Source organism: Bacillus sp. OTU530 (assembly GCF_038440375.1).
In genome coordinates this window covers 16,572-36,674 of record NZ_JASATP010000013.1, presented here as the reverse complement: position 1 = coordinate 36,674, position 20,103 = coordinate 16,572, and the positions used below count along the sequence as shown (strand labels likewise).

General features: G+C 39.0%; 15 protein-coding genes. 10 read left to right on the top strand and 5 right to left on the bottom strand.

Annotated elements, in window-relative coordinates; all coding sequences use genetic code 11:
- The first annotated feature begins 19 nt into the window (after nt 1–19).
- The gene (cysI, locus tag AAHB12_RS11845; protein ID WP_342045459.1) at nt 20–1,738 is read left to right on the top strand and encodes an assimilatory sulfite reductase (NADPH) hemoprotein subunit; all 1,719 of its coding nucleotides are present in this window, start codon (nt 20–22) and stop codon (nt 1,736–1,738) included.
- Nucleotides 1,739–2,134: 396 nt separating this feature from the next.
- On the top strand, nt 2,135–2,959 hold the full coding sequence (locus AAHB12_RS11840; protein WP_342045458.1) for a GDSL-type esterase/lipase family protein: 825 nt from the start codon (nt 2,135–2,137) through the stop codon (nt 2,957–2,959).
- Between the two features lie 192 nt (nt 2,960–3,151).
- On the opposite strand, the gene AAHB12_RS11835 is transcribed toward AAHB12_RS11840, so the two are convergent.
- Nucleotides 3,152–5,353 (bottom strand): transglycosylase domain-containing protein, encoded by a 2,202-nt coding sequence (locus AAHB12_RS11835; RefSeq protein ID WP_342045510.1) that lies wholly within the window; start codon nt 5,351–5,353, stop codon nt 3,152–3,154.
- Nucleotides 5,354–6,296: 943 nt separating this feature from the next.
- Here AAHB12_RS11835 and AAHB12_RS11830 point away from each other — a divergent pair.
- From AAHB12_RS11830 to AAHB12_RS11820, 3 genes are read left to right on the top strand one after another with little or no spacing between them, the layout of a single operon-like run.
- Nucleotides 6,297–6,845 carry a helix-turn-helix domain-containing protein gene (locus AAHB12_RS11830; protein WP_342045457.1) on the top strand — a complete coding sequence of 183 codons (549 nt, stop codon included), beginning with the start codon at nt 6,297–6,299 and terminating at the stop codon, nt 6,843–6,845.
- Nucleotides 6,842–7,003 (top strand): hypothetical protein, encoded by a 162-nt coding sequence (locus AAHB12_RS11825; protein ID WP_342045456.1) that lies wholly within the window; start codon nt 6,842–6,844, stop codon nt 7,001–7,003. Before AAHB12_RS11830 ends, AAHB12_RS11825 begins: the two co-directional genes overlap by 4 nt.
- Nucleotides 7,000–7,749: a CPBP family intramembrane glutamic endopeptidase gene (locus AAHB12_RS11820; protein WP_342045455.1), complete on the top strand. Its 750-nt coding sequence runs from the start codon at nt 7,000–7,002 to the stop codon at nt 7,747–7,749. Before AAHB12_RS11825 ends, AAHB12_RS11820 begins: the two co-directional genes overlap by 4 nt.
- A 213-nt stretch (nt 7,750–7,962) precedes the next feature.
- Here the strand turns inward: AAHB12_RS11820 and AAHB12_RS11815 are convergent, their stop codons facing one another.
- The 4 genes from AAHB12_RS11815 to rpiB all read right to left on the bottom strand — a co-directional run bounded on the left by AAHB12_RS11815 (nt 7,963) and on the right by rpiB (nt 12,257).
- A complete protein-coding gene (locus AAHB12_RS11815) occupies nt 7,963–9,885 on the bottom strand; it encodes an LTA synthase family protein (RefSeq protein ID WP_342045454.1) in 1,923 nt (640 codons plus the stop codon).
- A gap of 713 nt (nt 9,886–10,598) precedes the next feature.
- Nucleotides 10,599–10,895 carry a hypothetical protein gene (locus AAHB12_RS11810; protein ID WP_342045453.1) on the bottom strand — a complete coding sequence of 99 codons (297 nt, stop codon included), beginning with the start codon at nt 10,893–10,895 and terminating at the stop codon, nt 10,599–10,601.
- 143 nt (nt 10,896–11,038) lie between these two features.
- A complete protein-coding gene (locus AAHB12_RS11805; protein ID WP_342045452.1) occupies nt 11,039–11,548 on the bottom strand; it encodes a DinB family protein in 510 nt (169 codons plus the stop codon).
- A gap of 238 nt (nt 11,549–11,786) precedes the next feature.
- Nucleotides 11,787–12,257 carry a ribose 5-phosphate isomerase B gene (gene rpiB / locus AAHB12_RS11800; protein WP_129725835.1) on the bottom strand — a complete coding sequence of 157 codons (471 nt, stop codon included), beginning with the start codon at nt 12,255–12,257 and terminating at the stop codon, nt 11,787–11,789.
- A 302-nt stretch (nt 12,258–12,559) separates the two neighbouring features.
- Here rpiB and AAHB12_RS11795 point away from each other — a divergent pair, with 302 nt between their 5' ends.
- The 5 genes from AAHB12_RS11795 (at nt 12,560) to AAHB12_RS11775 (ending at nt 20,098) form a co-directional block, all read left to right on the top strand.
- Nucleotides 12,560–15,580: an efflux RND transporter permease subunit gene (locus tag AAHB12_RS11795; RefSeq protein WP_342045451.1), complete on the top strand. Its 3,021-nt coding sequence runs from the start codon at nt 12,560–12,562 to the stop codon at nt 15,578–15,580.
- Between the two features lie 607 nt (nt 15,581–16,187).
- Nucleotides 16,188–16,379, top strand: coding sequence for a hypothetical protein (locus AAHB12_RS11790; RefSeq protein ID WP_342045450.1), 192 nt, complete (start codon nt 16,188–16,190; stop codon nt 16,377–16,379).
- Between the two features lie 343 nt (nt 16,380–16,722).
- Nucleotides 16,723–17,466 carry a hypothetical protein gene (locus AAHB12_RS11785; RefSeq protein ID WP_342045449.1) on the top strand — a complete coding sequence of 248 codons (744 nt, stop codon included), beginning with the start codon at nt 16,723–16,725 and terminating at the stop codon, nt 17,464–17,466.
- Nucleotides 17,467–18,693: 1,227 nt separating this feature from the next.
- Nucleotides 18,694–18,978 carry a MerR family transcriptional regulator gene (locus AAHB12_RS11780; protein ID WP_342045448.1) on the top strand — a complete coding sequence of 95 codons (285 nt, stop codon included), beginning with the start codon at nt 18,694–18,696 and terminating at the stop codon, nt 18,976–18,978.
- An 862-nt stretch (nt 18,979–19,840) separates the two neighbouring features.
- Complete coding sequence (locus tag AAHB12_RS11775) at nt 19,841–20,098, top strand: hypothetical protein (protein WP_342045447.1); 258 nt, start codon at nt 19,841–19,843, stop codon at nt 20,096–20,098.
- Nucleotides 20,099–20,103: the final 5 nt, after the last annotated feature.

Sequence of the window (20,103 nt, the reverse complement as noted above, 5' to 3'; positions counted from 1 at the left end):
TGAAAGGAGCTTTTTCAACATGGTGAACCAAATTTTAAAAGCCCCAGACGGCTCGCCAAGCGACGTTGAGGGAATAAAAGATAGAAGTAATTATTTACGCGGTACGCTGAAGGAAGTAATGCTGGATCGGATGACAGCTGGGATTCCTGAAGATGATAATCGTTTGATGAAACATCACGGCAGCTACTTGCAGGATGACCGTGATCTCCGCAATGAGCGCCAAAAGCAAAAATTGGAGCCTGCGTACCAATTCATGCTGCGCGTTCGTTTGCCAGGCGGTGTAGCATCATCGGATCAGTGGCTTGTTATGGATGACCTTGCTCAAAAATACGGAAATGGGACGTTGAAGCTAACAACACGTGAAACATTCCAAATTCATGGTATTTTAAAATGGAACATGAAACAAACGATTCAAGAAATCCATGCGTCTATGATGGATACGATAGCTGCATGCGGTGACGTGAACCGGAATGTTATGTGTACTTCCAATCCATATCAATCTGAAATTCATGCTGAAGTGCATGAGTGGTCAAAAGTTTTAAGTGACCAATTGTTGCCTCGTACAAGAGCGTATCATGAAATTTGGCTAGATGAGGAAAAAGTGGCCGGTACACCGGAGGTAGAAGAAGTTGAACCGATGTACGGACCGCTGTATTTACCGCGGAAGTTTAAAATCGGGATTGCGGTTCCTCCAGCGAATGATATTGATGTCTTTTCACAAGACCTTGGCTTCATTGCAGTTGTGGAGGAAGACAAGCTTATCGGCTTTAACGTGGCAATCGGCGGCGGTATGGGGATGACGCATGGCGACAAAGCGACATATCCGCAGCTTGCTAAAGTGATTGGTTTCTGTAAGCCGGAGCAAATGTATGATGTAGCTGAAAAAGTTATCACGATTCAGCGTGATTATGGAAACCGTTCTGTCCGCAAATATGCTCGTTTCAAGTACACAGTTGATCGACTTGGGCTGGAAAATGTTAAGGCTGAGTTGGAGAACCGCTTAGGCTGGAAACTAGATGAAGCGAAACCATACCAGTTTGAGAGTAACGGCGACCGTTATGGCTGGGTACAGGGGCTTAAAGGAAAATGGCATTTCACGCTATTTGTTGAAGGCGGCCGTATTACTGATTATGATGACTATAAGCTAATGACGGGAATTCGTGAGATTGCTAAGGTTCATACGGGTGAATTCCGTCTGACGGCAAATCAAAATCTGATTATTGCCAATGTATCAAGTCAGAAAAAGAAAAAAATCAATGAACTCATTGAACAGTATGGTTTAACAGATGGCCAGCATTATTCTGCACTTCGCCGCAGTTCAATCGCCTGTGTTGCGCTTCCGACATGTGGATTAGCAATGGCGGAAGCTGAGCGATATTTACCAAGCCTTATTAGTAAGATTGATGTTATTATTGATGAGAATGGCTTGCGTGATGAAGAAATCACAATCCGCATGACAGGCTGTCCGAACGGCTGTGGCCGTCATGCGCTTGGTGAAATTGGTTTTATTGGTAAATCTCCAGGTAAATACAATATGTATCTTGGTGCTGCATTTGATGGTAGCCGTTTAAGCAAAATACACCGTGAAAGTATTGGTGAAGAAGAGATTTTGAGCGAGCTGCGTGTGCTTCTGCCTCGCTACGCGAAAGAACGAAACGAAGGTGAGCACTTCGGTGACTTTGTTATCCGCGCCGGCATCGTCCAAGAAACGACAGATGGTACGAACTTTCACGAGTAATTAAGATAAATTAGAGACAGGATTCATTTCTGTCTCTTTTTTGCACTTTAAGAAAGTATAAATTTCTAGTTGGAAGATAATTCGACGTAGTTAGAGATTTTAGGAACGAAGTATAAGTGTAACTATGTCTCTGTCTTCGCCTAACGGCTCGCCAATCGGCGAGTTTTCTTTACACTGTAGAAAAGCATAAAATTCCAGCTAGAAGTGAATTCGACGCAGTTGGAATTTTTAGGAATACAGTGTAAGTGCAACTACGCCTCTGTCTTCGCCTAACGGCTCGCCAATCGGCGAGTTTTCTTTAAAAGACCTATATTAATTTTTTCTTCCTTACACATTTTGGAGTGATTATTTTATATTTTATTTTGCTATAATGATTGTCAGTGAAGGAGGATATGCATGAAGAAGTTTTTAATATTTGTCTTAGTTGTAACGAGCTGCATAGCTTTAGGAGTTGCTGGCTGGTTTTATTATCCTAAATATCAAATCTACAAGATGAAGAATGCCTCGGCTCCTTCTGTTGAAGCAGAAAAACGCAGCGTTTCATATATAGATTATGTTCGTCAGCTTAATAAACCCGAATTGAATCATCTTGCGTTAGGGGATTCAATTATTCGTGGGATTGGGGCAGGTGAAAATGAAAGCTTTGTCGATCGTTTTTCAGACATGCTAGAGCAACAAACGAACAAGCCTATTGTATTGCAAAATGAAGGTGTTGCGGGAATGACAAGTTCTGAGCTGAATGCTCTTTTACAAACTGGGAAGTTAGATGAGAGTATCCAAAAAGCGGATATTATTACAATCAATATTGGAGGTAATGATATTATCCACTCTGTAAGAAATAAAAATTATCTTCAAGCGATTCAGTCATTTGATGCGCTGCAAGCTGCCTTTGTTGATAATCTTGCCCAAATTACAACAAAAGTGAATGAGCTTAATCCAAAGGCAATAGTGGTGTTGCTTGAATTATATAATCCTCTAGAACCGGGGAGCGAATTGTATTCCTTGGCTGATCAGTTGCTGCCAAAGTGGAATGTGAAATTATATGAGGCAGCCAGCCGATTTAGCTCATCCATTGTGATTGAGACAACGAAAGTTATTAATGGGAAACATCTTCAATATCTTTCTGAAGATGGGGTGCATCCGAATGCTTTAGGATATGATGCAATTTCAAAGCAGATGCTGCAGCAGTTTCAAAATCAATCAGTTGGAAAACCAGTATAAAAAGTCGCTGTGAAGTAACAGCGACTTTTTATCTACTTTAAGAAAGTATAAATTTCGAGCTGGAAGACTATTCGACATAGCAAGAAATTTTAGGAATCCACTATAAGGGCCTCTACGCCTTTGTCCCCGCTCAAGAGCAAGGCTTGCCAATATTCTCTACTCCACCTAGGTTATCCCTTTGCTATACTTACTCTAGTGATGTTTACCTTTATCCTTCTTATCTTTGTGTCCTGAGTTTTCTTTACTATTTCCCTTATTACTGTTCTGTTTTTGTAGTACAGCTGCTGGTGACGTGGCTGCTGGTGGTGCAACTGCTGGTGGTGCAACTGCTGGTGGTGCAACTGCTGGTGGTGCAACTACTGGTGGTATAACGTCAGGACTAGTCCCCTTAATGTACAACTCATTATTCAATGTGTATACACTGCTTGGTTGTTGGGATCTGGATGTATCTGTTCCAAATGCTTTCAGCATCGCTTTAAAAATAAGGTGTGAGATCTTTGTAGTATCTCCAAGCATATAATTACCAAGACCATTTTTTGTATACCCTGTCCAAACAGCCATCGTATATTGTGGCGTGTAGCCGACAAACCAACTATCATTGGTTGCTTTAGATGGATATCCAAATTGACTGCTGGTCTTATTATCAAAATTTGTTGTTCCCGTTTTTCCTGCTATGTCCAGATCAGGTATATGGGCTGTTGTGCCTGTTCCGTTAGAAGCATTTACTACACCACGAAGCATATCAGTAATCATATATGCTGTATAATCCTTCATAACACGATTGCTTTTTGGCTTGAAATTTATTTCCTTGCCATCTGGAAAAACAACTTTTGTGACGAAATGAGGCTTTGTATACACACCACCGTTTGCAAATGCACCGTATGCTCCTGCCATTTCAAGAGGAGATACAGGATTGCTTCCAATTGCGTAAGATTCATAAACCTGATCATTTGGGAATGTAATCCCAAGCGATTGCGCAAATTCTTTTGCTCTATTCAAACCGACTTTTTGTAATGTCTTTAAAGCTGGAATATTTCGTGACTCTACTAAAGCATTCCGGATAGACATGGAGCCTTTGTACTCAGTATATGCATTCCGAATAGGTGTTCCATTAGAGTATTGATACGGTTCATCTACAACTTGGTGGTATGTCGACCATTTTAAGTTTTCAATCGCTGGACCGTAATCAAAGATCGGTTTAAATGTCGACCCCGCTTGACGCTTCATATCAATTGCCAAATTATTTCCCAGGAATGTTGCTTTGTATTCATTACGACCACTTCCAAGGGCACGTACTTCACCCGTTTTTGAGTCCATAAACGTGAAAGCTGCCTGAAAACGATCGTTCGGATAACTTACAATATCTTGTGTAGCCATGATTTTATCAGCATACTGTTGAGCATTAGGGTCAAGGGTCATATAAATTTGCAGACCATCTGTACTGATATTGACATCTTTTAATTTGCTTTCAACTTCTTTCGTTGCAGCATCCAAAAACACTTCATATGGCATGCCTTCTTGATTGTTTCTCGGAACAATGTCTTTCGTTACTGGAACCTTTATAGCGTCCTGCATTTGTTGTTCCGTAATGTATCCTTGTCTATGCATAGAAGCCAAGACAAGATTCCGGCGTTTTGTAGCTGCGGCTACGTTTTCTGGTTTAGAAGGATCGTAATTATTTGGACTTTGTGGTAACCCAGCCAACATAGCAGCCTGTGGAAGCGTTAATTTTTTCAAATCATTTGATGCAATACCGTAGTAATTTTGCGCTGCGGCAGCAACTCCATAAGAACGATTCCCTAAGTTAATTTTGTTTAAATACATCATTAAAATATCGTGTTTAGAATATTTTTGTTCCAACTTGTACGATAAATACCATTCCTGTATTTTTCGTTTTAATGTTTTTTGAGGAGACAAAAATGAGTTCTTAATTACTTGTTGTGTAATGGTACTTCCGCCTTGCGATCCGAAGCCCCCAGTCAAATTTTCCAAAATGGCTTTGCCAGTCCGTTTTATGTCCACGCCGTGATGTTCATAAAAACGTGCGTCTTCAGTAGCAATAAATGCCTGTTCTAACACTTTTGGAACTTGATTGTAGGTAATTTTTGTCCTCCGTTCCTTTCCATATTCGTAGATAAAATTTCCATCCTTATCGTAAAACTTCGTTGATAATGGATCTGCTAATTTTGAAGCATCTATTGAGGGAGCATCCTTAATTATATAAAAGAAAACAGAAATTCCTGCCCCTATTGAAATGATACCCATCAGCAAACATGCAAGTAAGATCTTTTGCAAGAGAGGTCTTTTTTTGGGGGGCTTTTTAGTCCCAGGTTGCGTTTGTTGGCTTCTCTCTATTTGTTTTCGTTCCTCACGAGACTGATACGTTCCTGACATGATTCTTTGTTCTAGTTGTTTTCGTTCTTCACGAGAACGATATGCATCTGACATGATTCCTCTCTCCTATGTTTAATCTATTGATGAAGAAGAACTATGTTAAGTAAAGTTCTTATTTACTGTACGATGGGCATTATATTTGAACTAACACGTTCTTAATTTATAACGCGCACATAACGTACTAAAGAGGAGTCGATAATAGAATCTCCCTTTTCTGTAAAATTCCTATCCTGTATAAGCATGCGGTTAACGTTCCGTTTTGTCTTTTCTAGACATTATACATGAAACAAGTATCCATATGGATAAAATTAAGGACAGCATTCCTACTATTCTTTTGATGTAAGCATACGTGTTATCTATAAATATTTCATAAATACCATAGATAGAGCCGGAAAAAATGACGATAAAATCGTGTATAGAAATTCTCATCGGTTTCACTCCCTTGAACTACCATTTATATTTATTCGCAAGAGATCTTATTTTTAAGGGGGTAGGATAAAAATTTTAACAACCTTTTTTATGTGTTCTTCAATAATGTAGTTTGCCTTCTAAACCGAGAGACAGTAGATATGGTATCAATATCTTTTTATATAATCCGATGAATTAGGGAATTTTTTACATAGTAGAAGTAATGTGAGTATGGTGATGAGTAAAAGTTGATTTTGTGAGATAGTGAAATTTCGCTTATGTTTCTCACATTTACGAAAAGGATACAAAAGGTATATGCTTTCGGTAATTGGATGCGAAAAAAGCCTTAGGATAAAAATTTTCGATAAACAGGTAGGAAGAGATAAGGGGAATATAGGATAACGGATAGGGGCCTTTAACGGCAGTTTCTTAAAAATTGGAATATTTTACTTGGGAATTATTGACAAAATATAAAAATATAATTATTATCATTATTGATAATGATAATAAAACATGGCAATAAAGCAAGGTGATAATGATGAATGAAAAAGCAAATCTAATTTTACATCCAGTTCGCATGCAAATTTTGCAAACCTTAATAGGAGGTCGCAGGCTTACTGTACAGGAAATGGGGCAACGATTATTAGCTGTACCGCAGGCTACGCTGTATCGGCATTTAAACAAGCTGGTTCAGGGCGGAGTCATTGAGGCTGTGGAGCAGCATCAAGTGCGCGGTGCGGTGGAGAAGGTATATGCCTTATCTAGCGGTGGTGTTATTTCTCTACAGGAATTTATGGAAAGCTCAAATGAAGCAAAGATGGAGGTATTCATCCAATTTGTGAGCGGTTTAATTAACAACTTTGGCAGCTATGTAAACCAAGAAAAAGCTGATTTTGTGAAGGACGGAGCTACATTCCGGCAGGCTGAACTACATATGAATGATGATGAGTTTCAAGAGTTTGCTCAAGGTATCGCGGCGGTATTTCAAAAGTTTATTCAAAATGACCCTCGCGATGATCGGAAAAAGCGGACTATAGCGACAATTATTATCCCTGATGTGGGAAAGGGAGTGGATGAATCGTGAATTATGAAGTCAAAGAAGAGAATGTAGTTATTCAAAGTGAAGTAAAGCTAGCTGGGACCGTGACGATTCCAAATGGGGAGTCTGTGTATCCGGCGGTACTGATTCTCCCAGGTAGCGGTAATAGTGACCGTGATGGTAGTGGGGGAGGATTATCTTGAAGCACGTTAAATTAGCTATTTTTCTTGCCATTTTATGTGTAATCGGTCTCTTATGCGGCATCCCATATATGATAGCAACTATAGGAGATACATTAGCAGGTACAAAGGTTCCTGTTGCTACAGTGATTATTGCATCCGTTGTACAAGGAGCGATTCTAGCCTTCGTGCTCGGTTGGCTCGGCTTAATGATGGGAGAGGCTGTAGGACTTGATGCCCCTATTTTTCGAAGCTGGATTTTAAAAACAGGAGAAGTTGGTTTTCAGAAGAGAGATGTTTGGCAAGCTATTATACTTGGGGGAATAGGCGTACTGGTTGTTATTGGATTGGAGCTGTTTGTTTTCCGGCCGCTTATTCCAGAGCTGGTAAGTATGGACAGAAAGGTTTCCCCTTTAGTAGGGATGCTAACCTTTCTACAGGGAGGGGTGTATGAGGAGGTGCAGCTGCGTCTGTTTCTCATGACCTTGATTGTCTGGGTGCTTTCTAGAGTGTTTCGAAAGCAGCAAGGGTTGAAGCCTTGGATGTACTGGATAGGAATACTAGGAGCAGCTCTTTTATTCGGAATAGCTCATTTTCCGGCAGTACAGCAACTGTTTGGTGAAATCACACCGATTCTCTTTGCTCGCACAATTATACTCAATGGTCTTATCGGTCTGCTTTGCGGCTATTTGTATTGGAAAAAAGGGTTAGAGTATGCGATGATTGCGCATGCGGTTGGAGATATTATACTTCATGGCTTATATGCTTAAGAAAAATGCTTCATAAAGAAAACTCGCCGATTGGCGAGCCCTGCCCTACTTATACTTTGTTCCTAAAATTTCTCACTACGTCGAATGGTCTTCCAGCTAGAATTTTATCCTTTCTTAAAGTGCAAAGTAAAAAAGCTAATCATCTATATAGTAGACGATTAGCTTCTTTTTCTATTCCAATCACTTTTCCAAATACTGTCTTGGATTTTATCATTAGTGGTTGTAATTATACTTCGAACTGTCTACAGGTGTAAATCCTTCCGGTGTGTAGAAACGCAATAAATCCTCATATACTACCTTGTCAGAAAGGCTTAGCTTTGTTTGGACAAGCTGTTCCATGCGTTTGATTTCATCATTGAGCTCTATCGGATTTCCTGTTGCAGAATCAAAATATTTACCGTTTAATGCAGTAACAGTCGGACTTACAAAGTTGCCGTTGCGGAAAGCAACAACCTGCTGATGGTCAGCTGATAATAAATCTGTACCAAATTGCAAATAATTTTTTGTATCAGTGCCCAGCAAGTGAAGCAACGTTGGAAGAACATCAATTTCCCCGCCATATTGATGCATGACACCGCCTTTTATGCCAGGTACATGGATAATTAACGGTACGCGTTGTAATTGAGCATCTTCAAAAGGTGTAATGTCCTTACCTAGAACTTGAGACATTGCTTTATCATGATTCTCTGAGATGCCGTAATGATCACCATAGAGAACAATGACAGAATTATCATATAATCCAGATTGCTTTAAATAATCAAAGAAGCTTTGGACGGATTCATCTAGGTAACGTGCTGTTTGGAAATACGTGTCAACAGAAGCGTCACCTGTTTGAGCCGGCTCAATTGTCGCATCTTCCTTACTGATTGGATAAGGAAAATGGTTGGATAATGTAATAAATTTTGCGTAGAACGGCTGCTTTAAAGTTTGAAGCATAGGAATAGATTCCTGAAAGAATGGTTTATCTTTTAAGCCATAGTTTAACACATCATTTGCGTTCATATCATAGTAGCTTGCGTCGAAAAAGTGATCAAAGCCAAATGATTTATAAATCTGATCTCGGTTCCAGAAAGTTCTATAGTTGCCATGGAACACAGCTGATGTATACCCTTGTTGACCTAAAATAGCTGGTGCAGCCTGGAACGTATTTTGTGCCTTTGTTGAAAATACAGATCCCTGTGGTAAACCAAACAAAGAGTTTTCCAACATAAATTCTGCATCAGATGTTTTACCTTGTCCTGTTTGGTGGAAAAAGTTATCAAAGTACAGCGTGTTAGAGTCCTTTGTTAATGAATTTAAAAATGGAGTTACTTCTTGACCATTTAAGTTGTAGTTAATTAAAAAGTTTTGGAACGATTCCAAATGAATATAAATGACATTCATACCCTTTGCTTTTCCAAAATACTCCGGGTTAGGACTTGCGTAATTTGACTTTACATTATTAAGAACAGTGGTAACATCATTGCCGTCCGCGAAAACTCGCTGGGAAGATGACTTCGCGCTTTGAATCGCATCGTAAATAGTATAATTATATGCCCCTAAATATTTCACAATATAGGTACGGTCGAATGTTCGTGATAATAATTGTGGACGGTCAGATTCTGCTAACATTAGATTTGCACTGAAAATGGCAATGGCCACTAGAAATACTAAGGATACCTTATGCTTCCCTACACGAACCGATTCGCGTTTTACGAATTTTGCTGCTACCAACGTAATTAAAATGATTAAATCTATGAAATAGAAAATATCATGTGCTTTTAATAAAGCTAGAACACTTCCGCCCATATCACCAAAGTTTTTCGTTTGAGTAAGAGTCGGAAATGTAATAAAGTCACTAAAAAATCGGTAATAGACAATATTGGCATATAAAACAAAGGACAAAATAAAATTCATTACAATAATACGGGTATAAACCTTTTTACCTTTCGCTAGTAATGCAAGTCCAAGGAAAAATAGAGCTGAACTTATGGGATTGATAAATAAGAGAAATTTCTGTATAGAATTACTAATTCCTAGATTAAATTCAACACGATAGGCAACATAGGATTTTGCCCAAAATAATACTACTGCCAAAATAAAAAAACCAAGATGGTTGCTTAAAAAGCGTTGTGCTTTGTTCACTAAAATCTTCATAATTCACCTCTGCTAATCTAATTTCATGGTAGTAAGCTTGTAGTTTTTTAGTTTGTAAAAACAAAATTACGCTTTGGATTCGAACAGACAACTAAAGGTCACAAAACACATTATAATATTATTGAAGCAGGTCTTCAACTTTCTCTTAACATTTCCTTAATAATTTACAATGAAAAAATGGTTTTATATGGATTGTAGAGTAATTGGATTATGTCATCCTTATATAAAGAAGAAAAAGATAGATTAGAAAGGAGTATACGGTGGTAAACCTTAACTAGTCGCGGGAAACTACTAGAAAACTAGCAGGTTTCTTTACACTTGCAAGAAAAAGATATTTCCAACCAGAAGCGAATTTGACATAATGGTAATTTTTAATAATTAAGTAGAGGTGCAACTGCACCTCTGTCTTCGCCTAACGGCTCGCCGATCTATCAGTAATCAATGCGACCAAATTAAGAATTTCATTGTAACCCGTTTAGGGAGAAGATAACTTAAGTTTGAGAATTATTCTTCATTTTCCGTGATCTTGATGCAACCCGTGCAAAAGACAAAAAGTGCCTTTTGCATGGGTGTTCTCCCATGGAGCAGAGTGGACTAGGTCTGCTTTTTTACACTATAGAAAAGTATCAGTTTCCAGCTAGAAGTTATTTGACGTAGTCGGAAACTTTAGGGATACAGTGTAAGTGCAACTATGCCCAATCAGTGGATTTTCTTTAATGTATATTTTGCTTCGACACAGAAATGGGCGACCCCGTAGAGGTATGTTGGTTTACCCATTCACGAGTTGTATCAGAAACGGCCGACCAGTTTGGGATATGCTCGCTATGTTGTTGAATCCAGCTCATGCAAAACTGAGGGTCGATGTTATGCTGCTCACATTGAGATAAGAAAGACTGAACGGTAGATTCATTACAGTTTTCCCATGATCCGCAAGTTGTGCGCCAAATGTTCTCCATTGTACCCTGGATAGAAGAATTAGTGGAATTTGTGAACTGATTTTGGTTCGGCATAAGAATTCCTCCTTGTCATAAGCTAACAGTGCTCTAAAAGACACATACACAGTATGTCCAAAGAGGTTAAAATCATGTAAAGTTACGTAGGTAGTTACGATCATTATCATGAGGTATCTAGTGTTTCTGCTTTAGTTTCCCTCTTAAACGATTTCTGGGGCCTCCATACCGATTTGGCTCCATTCCTCTTTAGCAGGACCGTATATGCCTGGAACGATTAGATCTGCTTGCCGCATAAGAATGGTCATTTGACCACGGTGATGGATTTGATGGTTGATGAGGATAGAAAGGGCCATTCCTTTCGTCCAGCCTGCTTGTCCGAACATGTTACATGTTTCTTGCAATGTTTCATCTGTCCATTGCGTTTGAACTGCTTTGGCTAAGGCTTGGCTCGCTTGACGATAAGCATCGGCAATTTCCTTTGCAGTAGCAGGAAGAGCAGTATTGTGGGCAGGTGCGTCGAAGAGTAAGCCTGTTTGTCCCATAATACTTGAAAGAGCTGTGACGAGGTGCCAAGCAAGACCGCCCAAGGTACGATCATTTGGTTTAACAGCCTGCTTGAGAGACTCATCTGTTAAGACATCAAGCAATTTTTGTGTAGAAGAACTTTCGAACTCCCATGCCTTATTAAAACCAGCGGTAGATAAAAACATGTATAAACCCTCCTTATGTAAATCAAGTTATCTAATTTATATTGTACAATCTTCAGTTAATATTTTCCATCTTAAAGTGTAAAAATAAAGAAGGCGTGAAAGATAATAGCCACGCCTTCCTTATTGTTGTCGTTCCTCCAATGCATCAGTAGAAACGAGCCGCTTTTATCATGCGTTCCTCTCGCATGTATAGTTGCTGTGCGGGGACGTTTCATCAACGCTTTTATTTCCGCTTTACTTATATTTCAGATAATTTTTTTACATGCTTTTCCGCGATTTCGTTTACCTTTTTAACACGTCTTTCATATTTTTCAATCCCGCTAAGGAAATCTGTTTTCATCCATACGTCTACGATTTCAATAGCTAAGGCTGAACCGATTATTTTTCCTCCAATACATAGAACGTTACTATCTGTATGTTCACGGGCTAATCGTGCGCAAAATGGATCCTGACAAACGACTGCATGCAAACCGTATATTTTATTGGCAATGAGGGCACTGCCATAACCAACACCATCAATGAAGATACCGCGGTCCGCTTCTCCTTTTGCTACTGCTAATGATGCAGGATATATATAATCCGGTAAATCACAGGCATCTGTACTATTTGTTCCGAAATCTAATACTTCATGTCCTTGTTGCTTTAGTAGTTCCTTTACTTCTTCTTTCAAAGCAACTCCAGCATGGTCACTTGCCATAGCAATTTTCATCTATGTACCCTCCAAACATTTTTTAAGACTTCATTATCGTATCATCAATTATGGATGTTTTCTATAGCAGGCAGGTTGGAGGAGTGATTTTATCTTGAATTTGCGCACTTATTACAAAGCTATTTTCTATAACTCATTTACTTGCATTAATCGTAAAGACCTGTTCCTTTTAAAGTTAATAGAATGTGGGATATTAAACCATATTATCAAAAAATTACAAATAAAACATTTTATTTACAATTTATGGATGTTACTATTACTATTGTTCAAACTTTTAAACAAGTTGAAAAGGGGGTATTCATATGTCTTGGTTTACTAAATGGGCTTTTCAAAATAAAGCCGCGGTTTCCATTATGTCTATTCTCATCTTGCTCATGGGGATTGTTAGCTACCTTACTCTTCCTATGGAGTTTCTTCCGCCCATTGATCAGCCGCAGGTGTCGGTTGTGGTAATGGGTCAAGGAGTTGACTCTTCTACAATGGAGAATCAAGTGACAAAGCCAATTGAAACGGCAGTTGCTACAGTAAGCCGCAAACGCAATATTTTCTCAACAACAGGTGACGGTTATTCTAAAATAGATATTTTCTTTGAGCCCAAGACTGATAAAAAGGATGCTAAGCAGGAAATACAAGACGCGCTTAGCACTATTGCATTGCCCTCTAATGTATCCAAACCGAGCATCGTACAGCTTAATACGTCAATGATCCCAATTGCCGATGTTGCGATTACCTTTGATGATGGTCTTACTCCAAGTAATCTGGAGTTTGCAAAAGAAAAAATTTCTCCTTACTTTAAGGATATTAAAGGCGTTGCCAACCTTCAGACGTTCGGGACAACGGATTCTTTTATTTCTGTTCAGGTAAAGAACAAAGAAATGGGTGAAAAGCAGGTTTCTTTAGAAAATATTATGACTGTGCTTCAGGGGCAGAACATGGCTGCTTCCATCGGTGAAAAAACCATTGATGGGAAGGCAAGCAACCTGAAGGTAGTCGGGGATGTTAACAAAATTGAAGATTTAAAAAAGCTAATAGTTGCGCCAAACACATCGCTCTCCGATGTGGCCTCCATTGAAATTAAGAAGGCGGAAAATACTTTAACACGCATTAATGGGAAGGATGGACTTCTTTTTATTGTGACGAAGGATAGTCATTCTAATGCCGTTTCCATTAGCCACGAGATTAAGAAGGCAACGAAGGAAATTAACAGTAAGTACGATCATGTAAAGGCAACCGTTATTTTGGCAACGGCTGATATGGTAGAGAATTCCGTCAACAGCATGATGAAGGAAGTACTGCTGGGGGCCTTATTTGCTACTATTGTTATTATGATATTTTTACGCAATATCCGTTCTACCTTTATCACAATTGTTTCAATCCCGCTATCTTTATGCTTGACGTTATTCTTGCTTGCTAAATCGGGCATTACCTTAAATATATTGACACTGGGTGGTATAGCTGTAGCGGTAGGGCGGCTAGTAGATGACAGCATTGTTGTCATTGAAAATATTTTCCACCGAGCTCAGCGCGAGAAAGTTACAGCGGAGCTTATAATGGCTGCAACAAAGGAAGTTGGCGCAGCCATTACCTCTTCTACATTAACGACAGTAGCTGTCTTTTTGCCGATTGGTCTTGTTAACGGTGACTTACAGGACTTAGTGCTGCCATTTGCACTGACGATTACGTATTCGCTGCTTACATCTCTTATCGTTGCATTAACTGTTGTTCCGCTTATGAGTGCGGGGCTTTTGAAAAACGCAAAGCTAAAAGAGCACAAACCGGCAGTTAGATTTAAAAATTTGCTGAGCTGGTCGCTTAATCATAAATGGATTATACTCTTAACTTCATTTGTTATGTTTGCAGGTTCCATTGGCGCTTACTTCATGATGCCAAAAGGAACTGTTAATAGATCGACTGTCGATTTTATGCAAGTAACGCTAAGCTATCCGAATGATACACCAATTGAGACTGTGAAAGACAATACGAAAAAGCTAGAAACATTTTTACTAGGTCAAGATGATGTGAAGTATTTGTTTACACAGCTTGGCAATAGTGCGGATGCTGCCAAATATGGTGAAATTGGTTCTCCTACAAAAGCAAGCTATATGCTGATTTTAAAAAAGGATATTGATTCTGAAGCACTTACGAAGAAAATTGAAGAACAAAAGGGAAATTACTCTGGTGCTAAGCTAACAGCAGGAGCAGGATCTTTGACAGGGAGCGGCGGGCCGCAAATTACAATTGATGTTGTCGGTGAAAAGCTAGGTGATCTAGAAACTGCTGCCAAGGATATTAAAGCCAAAATAACAGGTATAAAAGGCGTGGAGGCTGTTGAAACGAATCAAGAAGAGAAGAAAACAGTATACTCCTTTGTAGTTGACCCGTCTAAAGCAAAGGCAGAGCAAGTCGCACAACAGCTGGCTGTAATGTTTAATAGAATGCCAATGGGAACGATTATGGTCGATGATCAACAGACACCAGTTCTGTTGGAGCCAGTTCTAGATCCGAAGAAAGAATCAGACTTGAAAGATATCAATCTTGCAACTCCGGCAGGTGCCATTCCTGTCTCGGAAATTGCCACACTTAAAAAGGCAGAACAACCAACCAATGTGTTTCATAAAGATGGAGATTCCTATATTCGTGTGACAGCTACGGTAGAAGCTGATCAGTTATCTGTTATCTCTACAGAAATCAATAAAGCATTGTTTGGAGAGAAACCAGGAAAAGGGCTGGATTTTCCAGAAGGAGTGGATATATTTGTAGGCGGTGCGAGTACGCAGCAGGCTGATGATTTCACTGATTTGTTCATGACAATGCTCGCTTCCATCGGTATTGTATTTTTAATCATGGTTATCACATTTAAAACATTACGTGCTCCTATCGCGATTCTCTTTTCTTTGCCGCTTGCAGCTATCGGTGCCATTTTAGGGTTGTTAATTAGCCGCATCGTGGTAGATCCGACCGCATTGCTTGGAGCATTAATGCTTATCGGAGTTGTTGTAACAAACGCCATTGTACTGCTTGATCGAGTGAAGAAAAATGAGGCTACGATGACGATTCGCGATGCTATTCTTGATGCTGCGGCAACACGCATGCGCCCAATTCTCATGACTGCAGTTGCGACTATTTGCGCCATGCTGCCATTACTATTTAAGAAATCAGAAACCGGCAGCCTTGTATCCGCCAACCTTGCCGTTGTTGTTATTGGAGGATTGAGTGTGGCGACGTTGTTAACACTGGTTGTCATTCCGGTTGTATATGAATTGCTTCATTTTAAAAAGGCGAAGCAGCAGCGAATGCAGAAGGAAACAAACACAGCATTATAAAGAGGGGAAAGCTCCTGTTTAGCAGAGGGCTTTCTTTTTTTCATTATTTAGCATGTTCAGCCTTTAATACGTTAACATGCTCTTGAAAATGAGAAATAGCTTCCATTTAAATTCTATTTATCATTTTCCGACAGAAGACCCCCACTTCAAGCACGTGATGGGCGTAGCCCAGTGGTAAGTGAGGGATGAATGTCGGCTAGGTGATTCGCCTAGCATGTTTGAATAGGAAAACCCCACTAGACAAACGTATGTTCCTTTGGTAATGTATAATTACCAAAATGAACCAGAAGAGAGGAGAAAGGAATGAAGAAGTGTTATTTTTCCAATCGAATCTATAAACACAAGGTCCCCCACCTCAAGGAGCATTAGTGAGTAGGTGGGAGTAGTTCAATTCCTTGTTGTAAAACTCGTTGAATGTAGATCGTTTTGCCAACGTTTGCTGGTACTGTATATCGGGCTAAAAGAAACTGGTTAGCTGTTACTGTTTGTGAATCCGTAGTACAGGGATATTCGATCTATTTGACATTAAATTGTATGATTTATCAAATCTCCTCTTTAATTTTTTGCATAATTCTGTTACAATCACTCGCAACAGGAGGTGTTTAGTATGTCTATTAACTTAACGGAATTACTAGGTGTTCCATACGATAATCTAATGGAAGCGAAGGTAGATAAAAGTCCAAGTGAGATCGTGATTACGAATAACAATGGCGAAACATATTACATTGTAACGCCTGAAGTATACGAAAATGGACCGAAGCAAGCAGGTTATGAAATCGTAGTGTCTGACGGAGAATAATTTTTCTCCGTTTTTTAATGCCGGTTTGTCGATGGATTACCGTTCATTTCAGAAAAACATGTAGCTTGAGAAAGGATTAGTTTCAGATAATAATGTATTTGTCTATAAAAGATATATTAATTTCAATTACCATAATGATAACAAAAATTACAGTTAGTTAACAAAACATTTACAACGCTTTCTGTTCTCGATGAATACCCTTAATATGTAAAAAAAGGTCCTTAAGCTTCTTGTAGAGTTGCACGAAATAGAATTTCATATTAGGTATGTTTTGAAATACGTAACTTTAGCGAAGTCATTGATGTATATCTTTACACCAATATCTGAAACTAGGGGGCAACATATGCAGCATATATCGGTACTATCCAAGAGAGTAAACATATTGATTTCCGGCGTGGTATTATCTACTGGACTATACGGAACTCTGCCCAGTGACAAATTCGATGATGGAGTTACTGTACGATTAGCGGCAACACAAGAAACATCTGTACAAAAATATAAGGAGCCAGAAACATTTTCCATTACAAATGTTGTAGAATCGGATGCTCATGCTAAAGAAGTCATAATGAAAGCCTTAACTAGGACAGACATTAAACCTAGACTCGATGACGAAGGAGGAGTGTACGGGAATTTATTTGCAAGTCAGCCGCATCTCGTTGACGTTATCCTAAAAGCTTCTAAAACATTTTCTATTCATCCCTACTTTCTGACGGCTGTACTCATGCAGGAAAGTGGCAATGGCACTTCCTACTCCTTATATGAAAGAAATAATACATCAGGTATGAGATGTATGAGTCCTGATTCTCTTCAGGCAATAAAGCAAGTATATCCTGATTACGGGGAGGTAGGCTGTGTACGAACGGCCGATCATGGGGAATACGCAACATTTTCTTCGATTGAAGACTGTATTGTGTATACATCCTGGTTATTTCGAAATGTATATGCAAACCAAGGGCTTCTTACGGTTGAAGAAATTGGAAAGGTATATGCACCTGTTGGGGATGAGGGAGATCCTGAAGGGTTTAATGAGGAATGGACTGCTGGTGTAAAATCGAAGTTAATCCAAATGGGTGTTCAAAATTTTTAGTTTTTGAGCGCAAGAACTTCGGGGACATTGCAGTGCATGATTAGCTTTTACATTCTTATTGCTTGTATGTAAGCTGTATTTCAGGACATTCCATAGGTTATAAGTAACGGAAGTAAACATGTTTACATTTGCCTGTGCGCTTTCTAGTTTTAAAATAGGCATTTGAAAGGATGGACTATGCAGCTAGATACGGATTCCTTTTATAAAAGCACTTTAAAACATAGAATATTCGGCCTGTTCTTAGATGTTGTTTTCTGAATTTTTAGTTTTTTGATGTTGATATAGGTTCAAAAATATTAACTAGTTATCAGTTAATGTAAGTGCTTTAAAAATTTACGTTTATTGCATGGGTAAATGAAACAGGCTTTATAAATATAATCAGTAATACAGCTAAACATGAAAATCCCTCATCTACAAGAGAGATGTTTGACAATAGTAGTTTTCATAGGTCAATTGTTTACGCTAGACTTATACATATTAGTATCGAATTTTTAGGGTTGGAGAGACATACATACTTATGTAAGCGCTTTTAATGCTAAATTTGGAAATGATATGATCTTTGATTTGAATATCAATCAAAGCGGCAACAAACGGATGGAGGGGATTAATGATCTAACTGGCCAGTATTTGCGCTACCTAACATAGATAGCATGAAAAACAATATTAGAAGCGGTTAGAGCAGTGGGAGAATGATAGAATATATCTTTGTCTGAGCTGTTTACCCAGTAGATTTAGCTGATCTGATCTGTTTCGCTGTAGGAAAGTATAAATTTCCAGCGAGAAGTGGATTCGACGTGTCTGGAAATTTTAGGAGTGAAGTATGGGTGGGGTGCAACTACGCCTCTGTCTTTGCTCAAGGACAAGGCTTGCCAATCGGCGAGTTTTTTTAATTTGTGTATTTGTCACAAAATTGTCACAGACGAAGGTCTCATTTCGACATACAGATAGATTCAGCTTGTCCTATACTTATCCATGTTGAGCATTGTATGAGAAGATATTATGCATGGAAGATGGGGTGAAGAATAGGGAAGAAGAATAGTATTATTCATTTTCTATTTCTAAGCTACACCATGGTCTCGGAATTACAATATGCTCTTTAGAAATAAAGGGTAAGAGAAGCTCTAATTGGAGGAGTCTACTAGCCCTGCCTGAGGAAAAAGATAGCCCTAGGCAGTGAATTTTAATATTGTTTTTCAAAAATATCTTGATATAAGGGAGTGGGCAGTTATGTCAGTACAAGCTATATCTTATAAAGATAAAAAAGTCATTTCAATTGGTGATGTTAGCAAAATAACAGGAATAACTGAACGACAAATCCGTTATTACGAAGAAAGAGAACTAATCTTTCCGAAACGTACAGAAAGGGGAACAAGAAAGTATTCATTTGGTGATATAGAAAGACTAATGGATATTATCGAAAAAAGAGAAGATGGTGTGCAAACATTTGAAATTAGACAGGATCTGTTGAAAAAGGAACGGCGGTTGGCTGGGAAGAAGTTTCAAGTAATATGATGTGTGAACGGTAAAATGACAAATTCGATACTTTCTGAAGATTTCTTAATAATTTAGTTTTAGGTATGTGTAAGTTGTCCAGTGAATCTGCTTTTGATAGTCATACTTAGATGCTTACGAGTATTATTTTCTCCACAACGGCTAGGATGGGGCGAATATGTGTCAAAAAATAGGCCAGAACCATTCTTCCTTCAACCAGAGGGGGTTTCTCCTGGGAAAGGGATATTAAGGGGAGGAGAGGGATTGCCATCTCTTATCTGGAGGGAAGCAGCGCGGTATTATTGAAGCATAAAAAGGCCGCAAAGCTTTTTTGCACTTTAAGAACGGATCAACTTCCGGCTAGAGGCGAATTCGACGTAGCGGAAAACTTTAGGAACAAGGTGTAAGTGCAACTACGCTTCTGTCTTCGCCTAACGGCTTGCCAATCAGCGCATTTTCTTTACAAAAAAGGCTTTGCGGCGGGACTGTAGCTGTTTTTGCTTAGATCAAAAGCAGTTGTCTGTTTCGAAAGCTCAAGAATGTGGTGCCGTTAGGGTTGAAGTGGCGGGAGGGGAGATGATTCTGTTTCGTTCGAGTTATCGACTTCATTGGTCGTCCCGTTATATTCCCAGCCATTGCTTTCTACCCACCATACGAATAACTCCCAAAATTCATCGTGGGGCATATTGACATTTGTAACAATGCCGTTTATTGCGATGTTCTTTTTCAATTCTATCACCTCACTGATTAATAATTCGTTTAGAAACCAATATATTCCTTTAATGTAAGGCTCGTCTGAGGATACATAAATATTGTTTCTGCTCTTTAATTCATTTATGATAAGGATAATAATTGTTTAGCGTAAGATAAGGATTGTGAGAGTATGAGAACAGAGATTGAGACGATTTACGATGAAGTATATGAGAGTGTTGAGCAGTATCTGGAGCAGGTAAGAGAACTTCAGCTATTAAATCTAGAAGCCCCAACCGAAGAGGAAAAAGAAAAAGCATTACGTATGGAGCTTGCACTGCAAACTGCAAAGGATGTATTGGAAAATCTGATGGTGCCGGGTAAGAAGCTTACCTTTATGTATGAACCGGGATCAGTAACGTTAGAGATTTTCAAAGATAAAAAAGCTTAATGACT